Below are 20,645 nucleotides of genomic sequence, written 5' to 3'. Positions count from 1 at the left end.
CATGCAGAAGATCGGTTTCTCGGGGACCTTGGACCCCATCACCAACGGCCATATGTGGGTCATTGGCGAGGCGCGTTCGCTCGCGGAGACAGTGGTGGTCTTCCTGTCCGAGAACTCCACCAAGGCGCCCAAGTTCACCGCCGAAGAGCGCAAGGCCATCGTGCTGGCCAGTTGTGCCGAGCGGGGCTGGGGCAATGTCAGCGTGCAGATCGTCAAGAGCGAATACACGGCGCGCGTGGCCAAGCGCAACGGCGTCGACTACCTGATCCGCGGCATCCGCAGCACCGCCGATTTCGATTACGAGAACCTGATCCAGCAAACCAATGTGGAAGTGATCGGCGGCGCCAAGACGCTGTTCGTGATGCCGCCGCGCGACCTGGGTTCGGTGAGCTCCAGCTTCGTGAAAGCGCTGGAAGGCCCGGTGGGCTGGAACTGGACCATGAAGAAGTTCGTCCCCGCGCCGGCCTACAAGGCCTGGATCCTGGCCTGGCTGCGCAAGGAGTGGGACAGCCTGTGGCGCGAACGCCCGCATTCGGCCGACTGGTTCGACCGGCTGACCGGCGAGGCAGCCTACGGCGGCGCCGACCGCCATTACCATAACCTGGACCATCTGGTGCACGGCCTGGCGGAAATCCGCGCCTGGGCCGCCAATACCGGCGCAGTGCCAGCCGACGTGGCCGTGGTCAAAGCCGCCTTCTGGTTCCACGATGCCGTGTACGCCCACGGCGCAGGGGAGGTGACGAATGAAGAAGCCAGCGCCCGGCTGTGGCTGGGCAGCGGGCTGGAGCCGGACAGCGCCCGTGCCGACGATGTGGCAATGCTGATCCGCGCCACCGACCACTTCCAGGGCGGCGCCATCGTACACCCGTTGAAAGACACCATGCTGTCGGTGGACCTGGCCATCCTCGGCCAGGAAGCCGAGGTGTACCAGGCCTATGCACGCGGCATCCGCGCCGAATATGCCCACGTACCGGAAGAGCGCTACAGCAGCCAGCGCGCCCAGGTCCTGGCGCATTTGCGCGGCAAGGCCGAAGCGGGCACCCTGTTCGCCGACCCCTTCTTCACCGACAACTATACCGCCGCGGCGATTGCGAACATGGGCGCCGAGCTGGCGCTAATTTCGAACGGGTAAGGCCGGCAGAGGGAGGGCGAGGTCGCGCCAGAAGCTCTCCACCTCCTCCAGCGCGGTCGCTTTCGCGCACTTTTCGGAAACGGCGCTGAGAATGAATTCTTCCGCCGACATATGCTCCATCGGCGCCCATTTAGCGATTGCGGAAATAACGTCGCCAGCCAGGTGGATCGTCATTGCAGCCATAGCACCTCCTCCGAGTGGAATGTGATTCCACATTGCATCAACTGCCCGCCACAGTCTTTGCGCTACATCAAACCATACGCAAGAGCCGTGGCAACCTTGGGGTCAGACCCTTTGCTTGCCACACGTGGCAAGCAAAGGGTCTGACCCCAAGGTTGCCACGGGCTGGGCCGTTGGGCGCTTAGAACTTGACGTGCAGGCGGGCGAAGTAGGACACGCCGTTCAGGCCGAACTGCACGCTCTCGTACTTGAAGCCGTTGTCGGTTTCGTTCGGGTCCTGCGGCGTTGGGTGCACGTCGAAGATGTTGGCGGCACCGAAGCTTAGCTTCGTGTTCTTGTTGATGGCGTAGGTGAAGCCCAGGTCGGCCGAGGTCTTCGCTTCGTACTTCTGGTTGGCCACGCCGGCTGCGGTGCCGCTCCAGGTGCCCAGGGTCTGCGGGCCGAAGTGGATGATCTTGAAGCTGGTTTCCAGCGGGCCGGTGGCGTAGTCGAAGCCCAGGGTGGCCTTGCGGCGCGGGCCGCCCTGTTCCAGGAACAGGCGCTCGCGTTCGGACAGCAGCACGTCTTCAAAGCCTTGCAGCGCGGCCGGGGCGTGGATGTCGGTCACTTCGGTCTTGCTGAAGTTCATGGCCAGGAAGGTGGTCAGCTTGTTGCCGAACAGGCTGCCCTTGTGCGATGCGGTCAGGTCCAGGCCCTGGGTCTTGGTGTCGACCGAGTTGACGAAGAATTGCGCGCCGCCCACGCCCAGGGTCGCCAGCTTGGCGGCCAGGGTCGGGTAGTTCGAGTCGTCAAACAGGCCCGACAGCACAATGCGGTCCTTGATCTTGATGCGGTACAGGTCGGCCGTCACCGACAGGTCTGCGGTCGGGGTCCAGGTGGCGCCGAAGGTGAAGCTGCGCGACTTTTCTTCCTTCAGCGGATCGAGGCCGGCCACTTTGCCTACCGGGCCCACGGCCGGTGTGATCGAAATATCGGTCGGCACGCCGCCCACGAAGTCGGTGTAGGTCGAGGAGAAGTAAGCCTGCTGCAGCGACGGTGCGCGGAAGCCGGTCGATGCCGAGGCCCGCAGCAGCACAGGATCGCTGACGCGGTAGCTGCCGGCAATCTTGCCGGTCACGGTGGAGCCGAAGTCGCTGTACTTCTCCCAGCGCAGGGCACCCTGCAGGCGGGCATTCTTGCTCAGGTCCGCTTCCAGGTCGAGGTAGGCGGCGGTGCTGTGGCGCTTGGCGTTGGTCGCGTCGCCCGGCTGGAAGCCCGGGAAGCCCTGGCTGCCGGCATTGCCGCCGCCGGCGCCATCGGCGTCGATGTAGGAGCCAGGTTCGCCGGCGTAGATCTTGTACTTCTCGGCGCGGTACTCGGCGCCGAAAGCCACGTTCAGGCCTTCGCCAACCAGGCCTTCGAAGTAGCGGTTCATGTCGAAGTTGGTGGTCGATTGCTGGAACGAGAAGCCGCCCGCGTCGAAGTGGTCAGGACTGATGCCCTGGCCGCCGTTCAGCAGGTCGAGGTTGGCGATGGAGGCGTTCAGGGTGTTGCTGATGTTGTACTTCAGGCGGTTGTAGCCATAGGTTTGCGACAGGTCGGCATTCCAGTCGCCGATCTTTTGCTTATAGCCGAAGATGGCGTAGCGGTCATCCAGGTCGCCGTTGATGAACGGGACGAAGCCGTCCGGGTACATGGCGGCGGAGTTGCGGGTCGGGATGTCATCGGTGCCATTGCGCGCCCAGGCGCCGCTGGAGGCGTCGCGCTGCTGCACGCCGCCGGTGAAATAAACACGGCCCGGACCGGCCGGGATCTCGCCGTTCACGTACAGGGTTTTGTTCTTGGACTTGGAATCGCCGATGGTGCGCGGGTTGCCTTCTTCGGCGCGGTTGGAGCGGCCGCGGTCGAGGAATTCGCCGGTGATGCCGACGGTGCCGCCAGCCAGCGCGAAGCCGCAATAGGCCGAGGCCAGCCAGTTCTTGCCGTCGCCCGCGCCGTATTGGCCGTAGCCCACTGCCGATTCGCAGCCCACGTTCTTTTTCAGTCCGATGTCCATCACGCCGGCAATCGCGTCGGAACCGTATTGCGCGGCGGCGCCGTCGCGCAGCACCTGCACGTCCTTGATCGCCATGACCGGGATGGCGTTCATGTCGGTACCGGTGGCGCCGCGGTTGCGCGCGCCGAAGATGTTGACCAGGGCCGAGGTGTGGCGGCGCTTGCCGTTCACCAGCACCAGGGTCTGGTCCGAGCTCAGGCCGCGCAGCGCGGCGGAGTCCACCAGGTCGGCACCGTCGGCGCCGGTCTGGCGGGTCGAGTTGAACGAGGGCGAAATGAAGGTCAGGGTTTGTGCCAAGTCGAACTGCGCGCCTTGCTCGGAGGCCTTGGTCAATGGAATGACGTCGATCGGCGCTACGGTGTCGGTGAGGGAGCTGGTCGCGCGGCGCGACCCCACCACGTTCACCACGGTCATGTCGCCGGAAGCGGTTTGGGTTTGCGCTGCTACTGGCAGGGCGGACAGGGCGCCCGCGCCATACAGGGCGGTCAGGACGGCTTTACGCAGAATCGAATGGCTTGACAATTTTTTGCTCCTGGGAAAAATTGCCTTAGATTCTAGCCGAACTACATTTGTGCAGCGTTCACAAATGACAAGTTTTCGTTGCAAGGACGCCACGCCGGCGCTGCGGATCATACGTATTCCGCGGCGCCGCCGATCAGGATCTGGTCGCCGTCGAGCCTGGTGCGCAGGCGGCAGGGCTGACCGAGAGGCGCGCCCTGGTAGAGATCGAGCGAGCGGCCGAGGTGGCGGGTGAGGGCGCCGGCAGCGACGCCGGTGGCGCTGTCTTCATTTGCCGGGGCGAGGTGGTTGAAGTTGCGGCCTTCCAAGGCGCCGTCCGGGCGGCGGCACCAGGCATAGATGCCGTTCACCCCATTTGCCTTGCCCCATTCGACAACCGCGGCCAGATTCGGGCGCAGCGAATGCAAGGTGGCGCAGTCGGCCACTTCGACCAGCATTTTGGGACTGCCGACCGAGGCGACGGCGGGAGGTGAGACGAGTGCCAGGCCGGGCGCGGCCAGCAGGCGCTCCGCCAGGTCGGCAGGCGGGGTAACCGCCGGCGCAACTTGCGGCGCCAGGCGCACGAAGAGAGCGGCGCCGCTGCGTGTCAGCACCAGCTCCTGCGCGCGCATTGCCGTGCGCACCGTCAGCGGGCCGGGCGCGTCTGCCAGCAGCACGCGGGCCGCGGCCAGCGTGGCATGCAGGCAGAGGGGAGAACGCGTGTGCGGGTAGTAGTAATCCAGGGTCGCGCCGTCGACAAACACGCAGGCGCTCTTGTTGGCCGACCTGGCGAAGGCTTGCCTTTCCTCGGCGACGGCAGGACCGTCGAGAATGACCAATGCCGCATTGCCCGCGCCGGGCCGGGCGCCAAAACATTTCAGTTCGTAAATAGCCATCGGCGCAGCATACAACAGGGTGGCGCAGGATGCCGGAGGCGGTGTAAAATACTGTATGGATATACAGTCATCGCGCGCCGGGCTGCCCGCCTATGCGGAGCTGTTTTGCCTGACGAATTTTTCATTTCTGCACGGCGCCTCCCATGCCGAAGAGCTGGTGGAACGCGCGCTAAAGCTTGGCTATGGCGCATTGGCCATCACGGACGAATGCTCGCTGGCCGGCGTCGTCCGCGCACACGGCGAGGCGAAGCAGGCCGGCCTGAAGCTGCTGATCGGCGCCCACTTCCACCTGACCCATGCCGACGGCCGTCCCGCGCTCTCGTTGCTGGCGCTGGCCACCAACCGCAATGGCTACGGCAACCTGTCGGAAATGATCACCCTTGGCCGCATGCGTGCCGACAAGGGCAGTTACGCACTGCACCCGGACGATTTCGCCAGCCCGCCGCCCGAGCGCGAACATTTGCGCGGCCTGCCGGATTGCCTGCTGCTCCTGCTGCCGGAATACCCGGCCGACGTGGAACGCCTGCACCGGCAGGCTTCCTGGATGGCCGCCACCTTTGGCGGGCGCACCTGGCTGGCCATGACCATGCTGGGCCGCGCCTTCGATGAAGCGCACGGCGCAGCGATCGAGGAAGTCGCGCTGCAGCATGCCATGCCGATGGTCGCGGCCGGCCACGTCTGCATGCACGTACGCTCCCGCAAGCCGCTGCATGACACCTTGACGGCAGTGCGGCTTGGCAAGCCGGTCAGCGAATGCGGTTATGAACTGGGGCAGAACGCCGAACAGCATTTGCGTTCGCGCCTGCGCCTGGCCAACGTCTATGCGCCGCAAGTGCTGGAAGAGACCATGCGCATTGCCGATATGTGCAAGTTCTCGCTGGAAGAACTGCGCTACGAATACCCGAATGAATTGATCCCGGCAGGCCATACGCCGTCCAGCTTCCTGCGCCAGGAAGCCTATATCGGCGCCCATCGCCGCTACCCGGCCGGCGTGCCGGCCAATGTGCAAAACCAGATCGAGGAAGAGCTGGCGCTGGCTGCGCAACTGAAGTACGAGTATTTTTTCCTGACCGTGTACGACATCGTGCGCTACGCGCGCTCACAGGAGATCCTGTGCCAGGGACGGGGATCGGCCGCCAATTCGGCCGTCTGCTACTGCCTTGGAATTACCGAAGTCGACCCTGCGCTGGGCAACAGCGTGGTAGGGCGCTTCATGTCGATCGAGCGCGATGAGCCGCCCGACATCGACGTCGACTTCGAGCACCAGCGCCGCGAAGAAGTGATCCAGTACATCTACCGCAAATACGGCCGCCACCGCACGGCGCTGGCCGCGACAGTGATTTGCTATCGCACCAAGAGCGCGCTGCGCGACAGCGGCAAGGCGCTAGGCGTGGACCTGGAGATTGTCGAAAAGGTCGCCAAATCGCACCGCTGGTTCGACCGCAAGCACGAGTTGATGGAGCGTTTTGCCGAATGCGGGCTGGACCCGGAGTCGCCGCTGGCGCATCAATGGGCTCACATCGCGCTTCAATTCCTGAGCTTCCCGCGCCACTTGTCGCAGCACGTCGGCGGTTTTGTCATTTCGCAGGACAAGCTATCGCGCCTGGTGCCGATCGAAAACGCAGCCATGGAAGAGCGCAGCGTGATCCAGTGGGACAAGGACGACCTGGAGGAGCTGGGCTTGCTGAAGGTGGACGTGCTGGCACTGGGGATGTTGTCCGCGCTGCGCCGCGCCTTCGACCTGGTCAGCGCGCGCCGCGGTGAAATCTTCACCATGCAGGATGTGCCGCGCGAAGACCGCGCCACCTACGAGATGATCTGCCAGGCCGACACCATCGGCGTATTCCAGATCGAATCGCGGGCGCAAATGAGCATGCTGCCGCGCCTGAAGCCGCAGGTGTTCTACGACCTGGTGATCGAGGTCGCGATCGTGCGGCCCGGCCCGATCCAGGGCGGCATGGTGCACCCCTACCTGCAGCGGCGCATGGGCAAGGTGCCGGCCGACTTTCCGCCGGGACTTAAGAAAGCGCTTGGGCGTACGCTGGGCGTGCCGATCTTCCAGGAGCAGGTGATGCAGGTGGTGATCGATGCCGCCGGTTTCACGCCGGGCGAGGCGGACCAGTTAAGGCGTTCGATGGCGGCCTGGAAGCGCAAGGGCGGGCTGGAAAAATACCAGGACCGCATTGTCAGCGGCATGGTGGATCGGGGCTACGACGCAGCCTTCGCGCTGCAGATCTGCCAGCAGATCCAGGGCTTTGGCGAATACGGCTTCCCCGAATCGCACGCGGCCAGTTTTGCCTGGCTGACGTATGTGAGCTCATGGATCAAATGCCATGAACCGGCTGCCTTCCTGTGCGCCTTGTTGAACAGCCAGCCGATGGGATTCTATTCGCCCTCGCAACTGGTGCAGGATGCGAAACGGCATGGCATTGAAGTGCGGCCGGTCGACATCACTTGCAGCGGCTGGGAGTCCTCGCTGGAAGAGCGCGAAGGCGAGGGACAGCCGGCGGTGCGGCTCGGCATGTCCCTCCTGCGCGGCATGCGTTCCGAGGCGGCCTTGCGCATAGAGGAAACGCGCGCCATCCGGCCATTTGCCAGCGTGACCGAGCTGGCGCGGCGCGCCGACCTGGACCGGCACGACCTGCAGGTGCTGGCCGGCGGCAATGCCTTGCGTTCGCTGGCGGGCAATCGCCGGCAGGCGCTTTGGGATGCGGCCGGCGCGGTACCGGACAAGGATCTGCTGCGGCCGACCGAGGTGGAGGAACTGGCGCCGCAACTGGTGCCACCCACCGAAGGCGAAGAAATCCTGGGCGACTACCGCGCACAGGGGCTGACGCTTGGCCGCCATCCGCTGGCGCTGCTGCGACCGGCGCTGCTGGCCAAGCGCTTCCTGCCCGCCGAAGTGCTGAACACCTTCAGCAACAACCAGCTGGCGCGCGGCGCCGGCATCGTCACCGGCCGCCAGCGCCCCGGCACCGCCAAAGGGGTGCTGTTCGTCACCATCGAAGACGAAACCGGATATGTCAACGTGATCGTCTGGCCCGACTTGGTGGAGCAGTACCGGCGCGAGGTGCTGGGTTCTTCGCTGCTCGGGGTGTACGGTGTGTGGCAGCAGGAAGGCATCGTGCGCCACCTGGTCGCGCGCCGCCTGGTCGACCTGTCCCACCTGCTCGGCCGCCTGCCCACCGCCAGCCGAGATTTCCAGTGAATTATTTTTTACTTGGTAAGTTAATTACCCATTTCCCTTTTATTGAGATAGCGGTCGCCAGTAACTTTATTTGAGAATATATTTTTCAGTGGTGACAATCTGAGATCATTCTTCAAAATTTTTAATGTTAGATTGCGATAAAAACCGTCGCGCGCAGGGAGTGGCCATCGAAGGGGCAGTAGGGCGGACTCGCAAGAAACAAGTTTCTACTTCAGCGTTTTTTTACCAGCCTTATTTAAAGCATATTGGCTTAAATGAATTAAGTCAGGGCCGTGCTTTGCCTTTTATTTTGAACGTTAAATAATCCGACCTGGGAGATGCGCATGAGCAATGATCCATTTACCGAGATTATCAACCAGCTCTTGCAAGGACTGCTTTCACAACTTAATAGTGAAATCGGTGGGGCCATACGCGGGGCCGGCTATGACCCTTACCAAAACGTGGCGTCGGGTTCATCGAGCATCGGCGTTGGCAGCGCAAATTATGCCGTCAACAACCTGACCGGCATTTCTTCCGTCCAACTCCAAGACATGGTGGTCAGTAATCTGACGCCTTCCGGGACCAACTTGAGCGGCCAGCTGAATTTTCATGCTGTGCTCAACAGCTCCCTGGCAGCGCAGGCCAGCGGCAGTGTGAAGATCTTGTTTGTCGAACCCGGTATTTCGGGCAACCTGCGCATCGATGGCGGCGCCATCGCCGGCACAGCTGGTTTCCAGGCCGCGGTCAACGGCGCCAGCCTGTGTGTCAACAGTGTCGCCAACATGAACGCGCAATTCAGCTATGGCAGCGCCAACATCTGGATCGATGATCTGGGCCCGCTCAATTACTTGCTCGGTCCGATTGAGAACCTGATACTCGACGCCGCCAAAGGGGCCATCAGCGACTTGATTTCAGCGCAGATCAACGACATCGTGAGTGAGCAGGTCGGCAAACTGCTGCCGCAGTGCGTGAACCTCACATGAAAGTGCGCATCGAACCGCTGGCCCGCCCCCACGGCGCAGGCCTGGCGGCGCCTGCGCCACCCGCCTTGGCGCAGGCGGCCGGCGTGCAGCTGCTGGTCCCGACTGAGGCGCAGCGGCGGCCCAATTGGTGCTGGGCCGCAGTCACCTGCGCAATTGCAGCTTATTACGGCGACGGCTCTTGGCAGCAGCCCGCCCTGGCCTGGCGCATCCTGTGCCCCGACCAGGTCCGCCCCAACTGCGCGCCGCCGCCCGGCTTGCTGGAGCAAGAACGCTACAACCAGCAGGCACCGCTCGAACGCAGCTTGCGCTATGTGAATTGCCTGGCCGGATGGAGCAGCGGCAGGCCGCCATTCCGGCGGCTGATCCGGGAGTTGGACAGCGGCCGGCCGCTGGCGGTGGCGATCAGGTGGCGCACCGGCTCGCAGCACTACGTACTGCTCGATGGCTATTGCCGCCACGGCCGGATGCTGTATGGCGTCGATCCGCAGGATGGCCGTTTCTGCGCCGGTTTCGACGACTTTCCACTGCATTACCGGCACGGTGGCGAGTGGATGGAAACCTACTGGACGCAAAACCCTTATCTGGTGCGAGGAGAGACTGAAGATGAGTAATTACGATGTGGCATTCGTGGTTGACGCCGGCACCCTCAACACCGGGATGACGCAGCTATACGCCAATCCCACAGCGCAAGCCACGCTGTTCAAGGGCCTTGAAACGATAGGCAAACTGGGCGTGGTATCAGTGGACTGGGCCATCGGCGCCGCGCCGCAATTCGTGCTGGCCCCGCCTGACTCGACGCAATGGAACGACCCCAACACTTTTTCCCCCAGCGGCAAGCCCAAGCCGGCAACGCCTAGCGACCAGATGTTCCAGGTCAAATTGCCGTCGCTGACCACCACCATCAACCTGGAGCAAGGGCCGCCGCTGCCTTTCACCTTCGAGATGGTGGTGTTTGCCCAGGTCAGTATCGCCGGCGATCACATCGCCTTGAGCTCGGTGGCTGTGCAGCCGCTCAATGTCGGTGGCGTGCAAGAGCTTTATTTGCAAGTGGTGTGCGGCATTGTGTATGAGAAGGTGACAGACCTGCTGGCCGGATATCAGATCCCGTCAAGCATCAATGTGGCAGGACAGACCTTTACGCCGCCTGCGATGACGATCAGCGCCGGCTACCTGGCCGTGGCGAGCAACCTGACCTCCAGCAAGCCGCTCGACATCAGCGGCGTGGTGTGGCCGCAGCAAGCGCTGGGAATCCTGCTGGGACGCAATGTATTGAACGCGCTGCTGAATCAGTACAGCACCGCCATCGTCCAGAAGATGGACAGCGCCAGCGTGAACCATAGCGATAGCAATTGGGCCGGCAGTTATGCACTGAGTGGCGGCATCAGCAGCGCTTCCATCGCGCTGGCCTCGACCCTGCCCGATATCAATGTCTCAGCCACCTTCAGCGCCACCGCCAGCGTTGGCGTGTCGTGGTGGCTGGTGCCGGGTGCTTGCGCCCTGGAAGCGGCGTCCAATCTCTTATGACAGGAGAATCCTCATGGTCGATTTTGCCAAGGCCGATTTCGGCACCAATCCCAGCCCCCTGACAATCACGGTGGCCCCAGCGGTGGTGGGCTCGAACCAGGTCAAGCTGCAGTTGCAGCCACTACCCAGTTTTACCATCAGCTACACGCCCGATGGCAGCGGTTGGGAGAAGTTCAATGCAGACACGCTCAGGAACGCAGCCACCACCATCATTGGCGTGATAACGCCGTTCATCACTGCCACCTTGCAGTCGACGGCGCAAAGCTACCTCGACGGCATGGCGGTGACGGTGCCGGCGATCCCGATCGAGTTTGACGGTATCAAGCTGACGCTGACGCCGGACAAGCTGAATATTTCCACCGCTGACAGCGAGCATGTACTGGTCACCGCCAGCGTGAGTATCGCGTAGCCAGACTGTCATACACCGAATACGGATCAGGAGAATCTTATGCGTGTTGAATTGCAGGAAGCTCACGAAGGCTGGGCACATCTGACCGCAGCACATCTGGGCGCCGCCTTGCCACGCCACCTTGACATTGGCGAGGTGCCGCCGCTGCCCTTGGCCCGGGCACAAGACATGCCGCCCCAGGCCGGCTATGCGCGCGGCGACCTTGGCCTCAAACTGGGGGCGCTGCGGGTGACGCTGGAAGACCCGGCAGCGTTGCGCATTCAGCAGGCCAGCGTCGAGGCCGGCCACTGCACCGTGGAACTGCAGGTCTGCGGTTTGAGTCTGGACGGCATGCAAGAAGTGCAGGGAAGCCAAATCTGGGAAAGCGGCATCGACGGTGCCGGCACCGGCCTGCGATTGGGAGCGGCCCGGCGCGCCGGCGGCGCTGACAGCAATGTGCACCCGACCTGGATCGCCACCGCCAATAATCAGCGGGCGGTATTGCAAAACCTGCCAAGTGGAAACGGCGCGACCTTGCTCTCGACCTACTCCACCCATCGCGCCGCATTCACCGATGCCTTCACCTTGCCGATAGCGATGTCATTCCAGAACGGCTGGGCCACTGACGCCATTTCGGAAATGGCGCAGGACACCAACGACAATGTCAACAACAACGCCGTGATCAACAGCCAGACCAAGATCTACGGCAACACCACCTATAACGGCAACGCGCTGACCCAGAAACTGGCGCTGGCGACCGTATTGACCGGGATGGCGGCCAACGCCAATCCGCAAAACCCGGCCGACCCGAGCAATCCTTACAACCAGGCGGCCGCCAGTGCGGTGACTTTTTCCAGCACCGTAATGCAAAACACCAATGTCACCCAGTTGCCCGATGTGCCGGAACTGACCCGCGACCAGGTGTACGGCATGGTGGCCAACGGCACGCCCGCCACAGCGGTCTCGGTGGCCGATGTGCACACTTTGTTGAGCGGCAATCCGATCGGCGGGCGCGACGCGCAAGGCAAGGCCTGGACCATGGTGTTGAGCGAGGACGAGCGCGCCTTCGTGCGCAAGGTACAGGCGGAGCAGGCCGAGCATATCGCCCGCCTGGCGGCCGTCCGGCCGGTGCCGCTGGCGCAGGGCAGGCTGTCGGCCGATCTCGACTGTTATGTGTCGCTGCGTTTCGCGCTGGCGGGTGGGCTGCGCCTGCTCGATGGCCGGGTCGAACTGGATGGCTTCGACCTCGAGTTCGACGACAGCCGCTGGGACGAGCTGTTGGGGGCGCAGCTGGCCGCCACGGCGCGTGCGGCGCTGGTACAGGCGCGCTTCATCAAGAGCCTGCTGCACGACCGGGTGGCCGATGCGCTGGAACGGGCGCTGGTGCCGGCCCTGGCTGGTGTGCTGCTGGGCGCACGCTGAGATGGTGAAGATCGCGACGCCCACGCAAGACCCGGTCAGCATGATCATCCAGGACTTGATGGCAAGCGAGATGCAGGGCTTTGAGCGCGAACTGGCGCGCGCGCTGGAACCGCAGCAAGGCTATCTGACGGACACGGAAATGGCGCTGTACCGGGCCGGCAAGAAGTTACGTCCGCTGACGCTGCTGCTCACGGCGCGTCTGTTCCAGGCCGAGGGGCAGTTACCGCCCAAAGTTTTGCGCGCCTCGGCCTCGCTGGAGATGCTGCATGTCGCCAGCTTGATCCATGACGATATCGTCGATCATGCCGCGCTGCGCCGCGGGCAGGGCAGCGTCAATGCGGCGCGCGGCACGGAGATGGCGATCCTGATCGGCGATATGCAATTCCTGCAGGCGGTGCGCTGCTTTGTCGAGGCGATCGAGGACGAACACGATATGCAGCTGGTGAAATGGGTGCTCGATTCCGCCTTCGACATCTGCCGCGGCGAGATCGACGAAATGACCACGCAGCCCTACTGGCATCCGGACGCCTTGCACGGGCGCTACCTGACCACCATCGACCGCAAGACTGCCGTGCTGTTCGGCCTGGCCTGTGAGTCGGGGGCGGCGCTGATGCGTGCGCGTACCGCCGATTTGCGCCGGCTGGGAGCCTTCGGGCGGCACATGGGGCGCGCGTTCCAGATGATGGATGACATCCTCGACCTGTCGCAGTCGGACCAGGAGTCGGGCAAATGCAAAGGCCTCGACCTGCACCAGCGCCGTCTCACGCTGCCCATCATCCATGCCATGAAACTGTTCGGCGACCTGCACCCGATGGTGCGTTTCCTGCGCAATAGCGAAAGCGTGGCGGCAGAGCAGGTCAACGCCTGGGTCGATGAGATCCGCCGCTCCGACGCGTTCGCGCTGGCGTACGCCGAGGCGCGCGCCACCGCACTGCAGGCGGTGGAACATTTGCAGCCATTGCCCGATAGCCCGTATCGCCGCGCCCTGCACGACATCACCATGTTTGTTGTGAACCGATCCTATTAAACCTCTTACTGGAGCTGATATGGGCCTGCAACTGTTCAACTTCGTCTATAACACGCTGTTAGGCAAAGCCAACAGCGATACCCCGAACAACAGCCTGTTCCTGCCGCGCGCCCTGGCCGGGATGACCGGTTCGAATGGCCAGCCCTACCTGCCGATCCAGGCCGATGACTGGACGCTGAACAATATGAGCGGGGCGCAGGACATTTCCAACAATATGGCGAACAGCTGGTTCAATGCCTTCTGGAACCAGCTATACCTGCTGAGCCAGGCAACGCCCAATCCGCCCGCGGTGACCCAGCAGATGATTGACGACGCCAAGACTGCCTGCGGGGTGATCATGGACGGGCCCAACCTGAGCGCGCAACCCTACCCCGGTGCCGGCCCTGACCTGAACGTACAGCAAATTGAGATTGACGGGCTATCCAATGTCTCCATCAGCGGCGCGGCGCCACAGGTCACGGTGAGCGATGCGGGCTATCAGGTCCAGATCCAGCTCGATTTCAACGCCTATCCATCCACCGGGCAGGATTGGAACCAGGCGCTGGCGTTGGGCGGCAGCCAGGCCGGAGTCGATTCCAGCAACCAGCAGGCCTTCCTCGGCTTGCGTTTTTCGCTGTCCCAATGCCTGGGCTTTTTCGCGCGGCGCAGCAGCACGCTGGCGCCATTGCCGCCCACCTTGCCCCTGACGCCAACGCCGGGCAAGCCAAACGGCTTCGATTGCCAGGCCAGCGGCCTGGCACTGCTGCAGATCAGTAATGCCGAAATCGTGGCCAATACCACCGTCACCGTCAGTCCTGATGGCAAGCTGCTGCAAATTGGCCTGCAGCAGCTGGCATTGCGAGGCAATGGCAGCGCCGCGCCGGTGTTTGCCCTGCAAAACTTGCAATGGCAATCGATGGCGCCGACGCTCTCGGCCGACTTTTCGATCTACTTCGACATCTGGACCACGTTCTACAAGAACTTGCTGGCAACGCCCGAGGCTGCAGCGCTGCTCACCAGTAATATCAATGCAGCCTTGAACTCGCCGGATAACCTGGGCCAGGTCGAAAGCCTGCTGAACCAGCAATTGGCCAGCGCCTTCAATTCGATTTTCGGCAGTAGCCAGGTGGCCAGCAGCGCGGTCGATAGCGATAGCAACGCGGTGGACAAATACCTGTTCAACCGCGCCCGCGCCGCGCTCAATGACCAGTCCAGCTATGTGTACGTGCCAACGCTGGTGCTGGGCTCCACGGCGCCAGTGCTGGAACCTTACACCGCGCTCAATCTGTCGCTCGATGGCCCGTTCAGCAAGTCCGTCATGGGGCAGAACTTGACGCTGTCCCAGATCGCCTTGTCCAGCCTGGAGATCAGCGGGCTGTCCAACCTGCTGGCCCCGGCCGACAGCATCGCCTTTGGCAGCAACCAGCAAGCCAGCGCCAATCTGCTGCTGGGCTGCATGAATCCGGGGCCGATGCTGAACGTCAAGGGCCATCCGATGACGGTGCCCTCGCCACCCGCCGTCGCCACCACGCCGTTCCGGCTGAATGTGCAGGTCGGCGCCAACACACCGATACCGTTGTCCGGCAAGCTAACCCTGACCCTGCAAAACAACAGCGGCACGCTGGGGGTGGATACCACCCTGACTTCGAGCGGCGACACGCCGGATGCAATGAGTCTGCACTACAGCGCGATCACGCTGGTGGCGGCAGATGGCGACCTGGCCATCTCCGTGCAGCTGGACGGACCGATGGGGGCGTCGTTCAGCCCGCTGGTCAACGAGGTGCTCGACCAGGGGCAGGTCAAGGAGGCGATCCTGTCCGCGTTGAACGATTACATCGGCGCTCACCTTGACCAGATCAGCCAGGCGGCCACCCAGTTCGCGCGCAATGCCCTGGATAGCTTGGGGAGCTAAGTCATGAGCAACAACATTTTTTCTACGCTGCAGGGCTTGCTCAAATCCGACACCGGGCAGAAAGTCTTGCAACTGGCCAAGCAGCAATTCCCAGGGCCGATCCAAGATGTGCTGAACGACTACCTGAATGGCATCAGCCTGCAGCTGGGCAGCGTTGCCACGCTGACGGTGGACCCGTCCAGCCAGCAACTGAGCGTGCAAGCGCAGGCTGGCCAGGCCGACCTGGCACTGCAGGCCACGGCGGATGGCGCCACCCTGACCTTGCGCAGCACCCAGTATCCGGATGCGCAAGTCGTGCTGACCTTTAGCCCGGTCGACGGTGGGGTGAAGCTGGAGCTGGCGGCCGACATGGGGGCCAGCTTGCAGTGGCCGCTGCAGGCGCTCTGGCCGCAAATGCTGGCCTGGTCGCCCGCCAACCAGGTCGTGTTCGCTAACGGCAAGCTGGATCTCGTGCTGGCGCCCGACCTGGCCGTTACATTCAAGGGCCTGGGCAGCATGCTGTATGACCACCAGGACTTCCTGAACGCCGCCATGAGCGTGCAGCACACGGCGGGCGCCACCGGGGTGATGTTTGCCGTGGTGGCGCCGCAATGGTCGCCGGGCAGCTTATGGGCGCCCTTGTCGGCGCTAACGTTCAGCCATTCGGGCCTGGTGGTGTCCACTGTGCCGGGAAAATCGGGCAGCCTGGTGACGCTGGGGCTGCTGAGCGCACAGGACGTGCCCGCCACGCAAGCTGATTTCGATATCCAGGCCGGACTGCTGTTCTTCACCTCGCTGCAGTTGACCGATAGCCTGGCGGCGATTGCCCAGTTCATGGGCGATGTCAGCCAGCTCGACTTGTTCGCCAGCTATGCCCGCAGCAATGGCGCCATTGCCGTGCAGGCGGTGCTGAAAGACAGCTTCAGTGCAAAGAACAACGGCGTGTTCACCTTTGACGGCCTGACCCTGGAGTGGGATCTGGCCGGCTCAGGCAACCACGGCAATTGCAGCATCACCGCCACCGCCGCCGGCCAGTTCCATCCGGATGCCCAGACGGCGATCGACCTCAGCTTGCAGGGACAGCTGCTGCCATCGGAAGGCGACTTGAACCTGACGCTCAAGCTGCAGAACTGGAACCAGCCGTTTGGCTGGTCTACGGTGCAGATCGAAGACCTGCAGGGCGGGGTCAGCATGGGGGCCGAGGCGGCTGGCGTGACGCTCAATTTCGGCGGTGACATCAAGCTCAGCAATCCAACCTCGCCCCAGTATGAGTTCGAAGTAGGGTTTGAAGTGGAAGTGGTGGATTTCGAGGTACCCAATGGCATCGCGCTCTGGACCAAGGCCGACCAGCAACCGATGACGCTGTCAAATGTGCTGGACGCCGCCTTCGCGCTGGACTTCTCGCCCCAGGCGCTGACCCGGGCCGGCGAGCCGGAGGTGGCTGACGTGGTGGCCTTCCTCGACGACCTGGTCAGCATTGAGCAGTTCACCGCCTGGTTTGTCGAGGGCGCCAGCTTGCAAAAGATCGGCGCGCTGGGCCCGTTTGCGCCGGGTTTCGGCTTGCAGGCGCAGTTGACGCTGCTGCAGCAGGCCGACGTGCAGGTCTCGCTGACACTGGCTGAAAAGGCCAATGCCGATGCCGGCTTCTCCGGCTTCATCGAAGTGAGCCAGCCGGTGGTATGGGGATCCGTGTTCCGGCTCTCCGGCTGGGATACCCAAAGCGGCCAGCCCGCGCAGCAAGGACCGGTGCTGGCCATTGCCGCCACGCCGGATGGGATTGTGGTGCCTGGGGTAAACCAGGGGCAGCCGGTACGCTTCTATTCATCGCTGTACCTGAGTTTCCTTGACGTGGTCAGCGAGCACCTGTATGCCCTGGCCACTGCCGACCAGAAATTCGAGATCGATTACGCGGTGCAGGATGGCAGCCAGGCGGGCGGCTGCGGGGCCTGGAGCGGCGACAGCATCCAGTTCAAGCTCGATCCCGCCGCTTACCAATTGAGCGCCGCGTTTTCCTTCAATTTCGGCTGGCAGAATATCCAGTTCGGCGCTATCGCGCTATGGGGCGTCACCGTGGTTCCAGCCTTCTCCTTGCCGGATTTCAGCGTGGCGGCGGGCCTGAGCCTGTCCGCTTCCAGCAAACAATTGGTCGTTACCGGCTTCTTCGATTTCGATTTGCTGGGCCTGCATCTGGCATTGGGCAGCAGCGCCAGCCCCTGTTCCCTGCTCAACGTCAACATCAGCGGCGTTATCAGCAAACTGGAGGATATCGCCAGCGCGCTGCTCGCGCTGGTGAAGCAACAGGCCGCGGCATTGCTGCAGGAAGCGCTGCAAGACCTGGATGCCTTCCTGGCGTGGGCCAAGCAGCAATGGCGCAATTTCGTCAACGGCTTGCAGGCGATTGGACAAGTCCTGAAGAACCAGTTCAAGCAGGTGGAGGCAGCGCTGGTGAACCTGCTCAAGGGGCTGGGCGCGCCGGCGGCCGAGGTGCAGCAAGTCATGGTGGCGCTGGGCTACGATCTGCAGCAGGCCGAAGATTGGGTCGGGAATGCCTTCGGCTGCGCCGTTGAGCACGCATCGAACCTGTTGCCCTGAGCGCCGGCCCGCCAAAATCGATGGGAACGCGCACTGGTGAGCTTTGATGACAATGTACGCGGCTGGCTAGTGATAAAATTTTTGCATGAATGGAAAATTGATATCACTTCTTGCTTTATGCCTGCTGGCCGCCTGTCAGCGTACCGCGGAAACCAAGCCGGCTGCTGCAGAACTTGCTGCCGCCGCCGCCCTGAATGAGGAACAGAAGCTGGAACTGGCCGTCATGCGCGCCGTGTTTGGCGCTGCAGTCCGCCTGGAGGGCCGGCAAGCGCTGGCGTTCGCCGAATTGCCCGACGTTGGCAATCGGAATGTGCTCAGTCCAATGCAGATTATTCCTTTGGGCGTGAAAATCCTGCCCAATGGCCAGGCGGCGCTGGTAACGACCGCACTGCCTCCGGACAGTGCGGAGGCACCGGGCGAGCGCAACATGGCCTTGCCTGCCGTGATCAGCGCCTACCTGCTGGACAAAGTGGACGGCAAATGGAAGATCGCGCGGCGGCATGATGCGATCGACGGCGTCGGCAGTCACGGTGAACCGGGCGAATTCAGTTGGGTGACGCTGGGGCCTGGCCGCCACGGTTTTGCCATCGTCGGCGAGACCGGCAACCGCGGGTTGAAACTCAAGATGCTCAACCTGTTCGACTTGAACGCAAAGGATATGCGCGTCCTGCCTGCAAACACTGTCCTTATCCATTCGGATAATGACGACGATTGCGGAGGGGAGGGGCCGCGCTGCTGGAACGTCAGCGGCCAATGGCGCCTGGTGTCAAAGGAGGGGCAGGCCTTCGCCGACCTGGAAATCGACTTTGCCGGCGTAATCGACGAGCAGAAGGCGGCCCCTGAGGCCGTGATGGAGGCGGCGCAAGATGGCTTCGCCGCCGAAGCGGCGCAAGATGGCGAGGCTGGCGAAATTCCTCAGCGCGAGAAGCGCCAGATCAAATCAACGGCCCAATATGCCTTGAGCGAGAAGGGTTTGCGCCTTGTTGGCGGACGCAATGCGGCGGAGGAAATTTGATGCGGAGCGCGAGGTTCTTGATTTTGTTGGGTGGGGCATTGGTTCTGGCTGCCTGCGCCAGGAAAGAGCTTGACCAGGCAGCGCCGGAGGCTGCAACGGCGCAGGCGCCGCAAGCCGTGGTGGCAGCGAAACAGCCGGTTGATCCCAAGCTGGTCCGCATGATGGAACTGCTGCGGGCGGTATATGGCGGCCAAGGGGCGCAAGCGAGCTGGATGGAAGTGGACCTGCCCGATCCCGAGCAGCGCAGCGAAATGCTCAAGTTCCGCCTGGTGCCGGTCGCCATGCAGGAGTTGCCGGATGGACGGGCAGTTGTCGTGGCCAACGCAGAACTGCTGGGCGATGATGGCGAAACGATGAGCGGCCACAGTTCGCCCGGTTTGCTCAGCGCCTACGTGCTGCGCAAGCAGGGCGGCCAATGGCAGGTCGAGGCGCGGCATGAGAACGTTGCCGCGCTTGGTTCAAGCGGGCGCTTTGACGAAGTGCAGTGGGTCGCGCTGGGTGAAGGAAAGCCGGGGTTTGTTGTCATGCACGGCGGCACCTGGATGGGCCACACGATCGGCTCGCTGTCGGCTTTCGACCTGAGCGATGGCTCCATGCACGACCTGACGGAGAATGGCATCTCCATGTTTTCCAACAACGACGGCGATTGCGGCGATGACCGGACGCACTGCTGGTCGGTCGAAGGCAAATGGCAATTTGAAAAACGCGCGGGCGCCGCGTACGACGACCTGGTCGTGCGCTTTACCGGGCATGAAGAGGATAAGCCGGGGGATGCACCGGAAACGGCGGCGCGCCAGCGCAAGGACGTGGCCGGCATGGCGCGCTATAAATTCGATGGCGGCCGCTATGTGCTGGTGGAGGGCGAGAACATTGTCCCGGGAGTTTGAAATTCGCTCGGCAGTGGTCGATGATGCGGCGGCGATCAGCGCGCTGATCCTGTCGCTGCAGCCCTACCTGACCATTGAACCCGATGGCAGCGGTGCGGAAGAATTCCTGGTATCGTTTTCGCCCGATATCATCCGCCGCAACCTGCTAGATGAGCACTACCGCTACCAGTTGGCCTTCGATGGCGATGTGCTGGCAGGCGTGGTCGCTGTGCGCGACAATTCGCACTTGTTCAGTCTTTACGTGGGATCGCCATGGCACGGGCAGGGTATCGGCAAGCGGCTATGGGAGCATGCCCGCGATAGCGCGCTGGCGCGCGGCAACCCGGGCAGCTTCACCGTCAACTCGTCAACTTTTGCCGAAGCCATGTACCGCCACCTGGGCTTTGCGGCTACCGGCCCGGTGGCGGAGATGCACGGGATACGCTTTATCCCGATGCGGCTGGAGCTCTAGCGGGAGCTCTGGTCCAGGTGGCTTGGGCCGCTGGTCGTGCTGCTGGTGCCGTAGAAGTTGTGCAGTTCGGTAGCCCAGGTCTGGTTGGCCATGTCCGGCCAGTGGTTCTTATCGAAGCCGGGCGCCTGTTCAATGCGCTCCTTCTCGATATTCAGCGTCATGCGGTGGTTGGCGGTGTCGAGCGATAGCGCCTCGAACGGCACCGCAAACAGCTTTTCGCCGATGCCCAGCACGCCGCCGGAGGCCATCACCACATAGGCGATATGCCCGGTTTGCATGTCGAGCATGATCTCTTTGACCGTGCCCAGATGTTCATTCTGCAGGTTATGGACATGGTCGCCGATCAGGGTGTCCGCGCCCATCAGGCGGGGACCTGGGCCCTGGTGGCCAGTGTCGACATAGTTGCCATATTCGTCGCGTTCCAGACTCATGGTGGCCTCCTGTTGAAATAAAGTCATTGTTGCTGCTTGGCGGGGCGGGGGTCTGTTCGGTGGCGCACGCATTTGCTTCCAAAATGAGCTATAATTTCAATTTCCCGCTGCGCGCCTCCCCGGCGCC

General features: G+C 63.0%; 17 protein-coding genes. 13 read left to right on the top strand and 4 right to left on the bottom strand.

Going from position 1 to position 20,645, the window contains the following annotated elements:
* The first annotated feature begins 1 nt into the window (after window position 1).
* Window positions 2–1,132, top strand: coding sequence for a pantetheine-phosphate adenylyltransferase (coaD, locus tag ACWBU6_RS23145; RefSeq protein ID WP_452645694.1), 1,131 nt, complete (start codon window positions 2–4; stop codon window positions 1,130–1,132).
* Here coaD and ACWBU6_RS23140 read toward each other — a convergent pair.
* The 3 genes from ACWBU6_RS23140 to ACWBU6_RS23130 all read right to left on the bottom strand — a co-directional run bounded on the left by ACWBU6_RS23140 (window position 1,115) and on the right by ACWBU6_RS23130 (window position 4,741).
* The gene (locus ACWBU6_RS23140; RefSeq protein ID WP_452645693.1) at window positions 1,115–1,306 is read right to left on the bottom strand and encodes a hypothetical protein; all 192 of its coding nucleotides are present in this window, start codon (window positions 1,304–1,306) and stop codon (window positions 1,115–1,117) included. The genes coaD and ACWBU6_RS23140 overlap by 18 nt on opposite strands.
* 187 nt (window positions 1,307–1,493) lie before the next feature.
* Window positions 1,494–3,869 carry a TonB-dependent receptor plug domain-containing protein gene (locus tag ACWBU6_RS23135; RefSeq protein ID WP_452645692.1) on the bottom strand — a complete coding sequence of 792 codons (2,376 nt, stop codon included), beginning with the start codon at window positions 3,867–3,869 and terminating at the stop codon, window positions 1,494–1,496.
* A 107-nt stretch (window positions 3,870–3,976) separates the two neighbouring features.
* Entirely contained in the window at window positions 3,977–4,741 is a 765-nt protein-coding gene (locus tag ACWBU6_RS23130; protein WP_452645691.1) for a PhzF family phenazine biosynthesis protein, read from the bottom strand.
* A 55-nt stretch (window positions 4,742–4,796) separates the two neighbouring features.
* Between ACWBU6_RS23130 and ACWBU6_RS23125 the strand changes: the two genes are divergently transcribed.
* From ACWBU6_RS23125 to ACWBU6_RS23070, 12 genes are all read left to right on the top strand, one after another.
* The gene (locus tag ACWBU6_RS23125; RefSeq protein ID WP_452645690.1) at window positions 4,797–7,949 is read left to right on the top strand and encodes an error-prone DNA polymerase; all 3,153 of its coding nucleotides are present in this window, start codon (window positions 4,797–4,799) and stop codon (window positions 7,947–7,949) included.
* A 323-nt stretch (window positions 7,950–8,272) separates the two neighbouring features.
* Entirely contained in the window at window positions 8,273–8,911 is a 639-nt protein-coding gene (locus ACWBU6_RS23120; RefSeq protein ID WP_452645689.1) for a hypothetical protein, read from the top strand.
* Window positions 8,908–9,522: a papain-like cysteine protease family protein gene (locus ACWBU6_RS23115; protein WP_452645688.1), complete on the top strand. Its 615-nt coding sequence runs from the start codon at window positions 8,908–8,910 to the stop codon at window positions 9,520–9,522. Before ACWBU6_RS23120 ends, ACWBU6_RS23115 begins: the two co-directional genes overlap by 4 nt.
* A complete protein-coding gene (locus ACWBU6_RS23110) occupies window positions 9,515–10,435 on the top strand; it encodes a hypothetical protein (RefSeq protein ID WP_452645687.1) in 921 nt (306 codons plus the stop codon). The genes ACWBU6_RS23115 and ACWBU6_RS23110 overlap by 8 nt, the downstream gene beginning before the upstream one ends.
* A 13-nt stretch (window positions 10,436–10,448) precedes the next feature.
* Window positions 10,449–10,844, top strand: a complete 396-nt coding sequence (locus ACWBU6_RS23105) for a hypothetical protein (protein ID WP_452645686.1) — start codon at window positions 10,449–10,451, stop codon at window positions 10,842–10,844.
* A gap of 39 nt (window positions 10,845–10,883) precedes the next feature.
* Window positions 10,884–12,245, top strand: a complete 1,362-nt coding sequence (locus ACWBU6_RS23100; RefSeq protein WP_452645685.1) for a hypothetical protein — start codon at window positions 10,884–10,886, stop codon at window positions 12,243–12,245.
* Complete coding sequence (locus ACWBU6_RS23095) at window positions 12,187–13,272, top strand: polyprenyl synthetase family protein (RefSeq protein WP_452645684.1); 1,086 nt, start codon at window positions 12,187–12,189, stop codon at window positions 13,270–13,272. Before ACWBU6_RS23100 ends, ACWBU6_RS23095 begins: the two co-directional genes overlap by 59 nt.
* A 19-nt stretch (window positions 13,273–13,291) precedes the next feature.
* Window positions 13,292–15,163 (top strand): hypothetical protein, encoded by a 1,872-nt coding sequence (locus ACWBU6_RS23090; protein WP_452645683.1) that lies wholly within the window; start codon window positions 13,292–13,294, stop codon window positions 15,161–15,163.
* A gap of 3 nt (window positions 15,164–15,166) precedes the next feature.
* Window positions 15,167–17,734: a hypothetical protein gene (locus ACWBU6_RS23085; RefSeq protein WP_452645682.1), complete on the top strand. Its 2,568-nt coding sequence runs from the start codon at window positions 15,167–15,169 to the stop codon at window positions 17,732–17,734.
* A 97-nt stretch (window positions 17,735–17,831) separates the two neighbouring features.
* Window positions 17,832–18,749: a hypothetical protein gene (locus ACWBU6_RS23080; protein ID WP_452645681.1), complete on the top strand. Its 918-nt coding sequence runs from the start codon at window positions 17,832–17,834 to the stop codon at window positions 18,747–18,749.
* A gap of 38 nt (window positions 18,750–18,787) precedes the next feature.
* Complete coding sequence (locus ACWBU6_RS23075; protein WP_452645680.1) at window positions 18,788–19,636, top strand: hypothetical protein; 849 nt, start codon at window positions 18,788–18,790, stop codon at window positions 19,634–19,636.
* Window positions 19,620–20,087, top strand: a complete 468-nt coding sequence (locus ACWBU6_RS23070; RefSeq protein ID WP_452645679.1) for a GNAT family N-acetyltransferase — start codon at window positions 19,620–19,622, stop codon at window positions 20,085–20,087. The genes ACWBU6_RS23075 and ACWBU6_RS23070 overlap by 17 nt, the downstream gene beginning before the upstream one ends.
* Here ACWBU6_RS23070 and ACWBU6_RS23065 read toward each other — a convergent pair.
* A complete protein-coding gene (locus tag ACWBU6_RS23065; RefSeq protein WP_452645678.1) occupies window positions 20,084–20,518 on the bottom strand; it encodes a PRC-barrel domain-containing protein in 435 nt (144 codons plus the stop codon). The two genes, ACWBU6_RS23070 and ACWBU6_RS23065, sit on opposite strands and share 4 nt — an antisense overlap.
* Window positions 20,519–20,645: the final 127 nt, after the last annotated feature.

The organism is Pseudoduganella sp. HUAS MS19 (assembly GCF_053615455.1).
Note: the sequence above shows the minus strand (reverse complement) of the source record. Positions and strands in the feature narration are given on the sequence as shown.

What these genes read in the sequence shown, in the direction of transcription:
- ACWBU6_RS23100 (WP_452645685.1), top strand. Translation starts at nt 10,884, where the DNA reads ATGCGTGTTGAATTGCAGGAAGCTCACGAAGGCTGGGCACATCTGACC.
- ACWBU6_RS23090 (WP_452645683.1), top strand. Translation starts at nt 13,292, where the DNA reads ATGGGCCTGCAACTGTTCAACTTCGTCTATAACACGCTGTTAGGCAAA.
- ACWBU6_RS23140 (WP_452645693.1), bottom strand. Translation starts at nt 1,306, where the DNA reads ATGACGATCCACCTGGCTGGCGACGTTATTTCCGCAATCGCTAAATGG.
- ACWBU6_RS23125 (WP_452645690.1), top strand. Translation starts at nt 4,797, where the DNA reads ATGGATATACAGTCATCGCGCGCCGGGCTGCCCGCCTATGCGGAGCTG.
- ACWBU6_RS23065 (WP_452645678.1), bottom strand. Translation starts at nt 20,518, where the DNA reads ATGAGTCTGGAACGCGACGAATATGGCAACTATGTCGACACTGGCCAC.
- ACWBU6_RS23120 (WP_452645689.1), top strand. Translation starts at nt 8,273, where the DNA reads ATGAGCAATGATCCATTTACCGAGATTATCAACCAGCTCTTGCAAGGA.
- coaD (WP_452645694.1), top strand. Translation starts at nt 2, where the DNA reads ATGCAGAAGATCGGTTTCTCGGGGACCTTGGACCCCATCACCAACGGC.
- ACWBU6_RS23115 (WP_452645688.1), top strand. Translation starts at nt 8,908, where the DNA reads ATGAAAGTGCGCATCGAACCGCTGGCCCGCCCCCACGGCGCAGGCCTG.
- ACWBU6_RS23130 (WP_452645691.1), bottom strand. Translation starts at nt 4,741, where the DNA reads ATGGCTATTTACGAACTGAAATGTTTTGGCGCCCGGCCCGGCGCGGGC.
- ACWBU6_RS23105 (WP_452645686.1), top strand. Translation starts at nt 10,449, where the DNA reads ATGGTCGATTTTGCCAAGGCCGATTTCGGCACCAATCCCAGCCCCCTG.
- ACWBU6_RS23110 (WP_452645687.1), top strand. Translation starts at nt 9,515, where the DNA reads ATGAGTAATTACGATGTGGCATTCGTGGTTGACGCCGGCACCCTCAAC.
- ACWBU6_RS23085 (WP_452645682.1), top strand. Translation starts at nt 15,167, where the DNA reads ATGAGCAACAACATTTTTTCTACGCTGCAGGGCTTGCTCAAATCCGAC.
- ACWBU6_RS23095 (WP_452645684.1), top strand. Translation starts at nt 12,187, where the DNA reads ATGCGCTGGAACGGGCGCTGGTGCCGGCCCTGGCTGGTGTGCTGCTGG.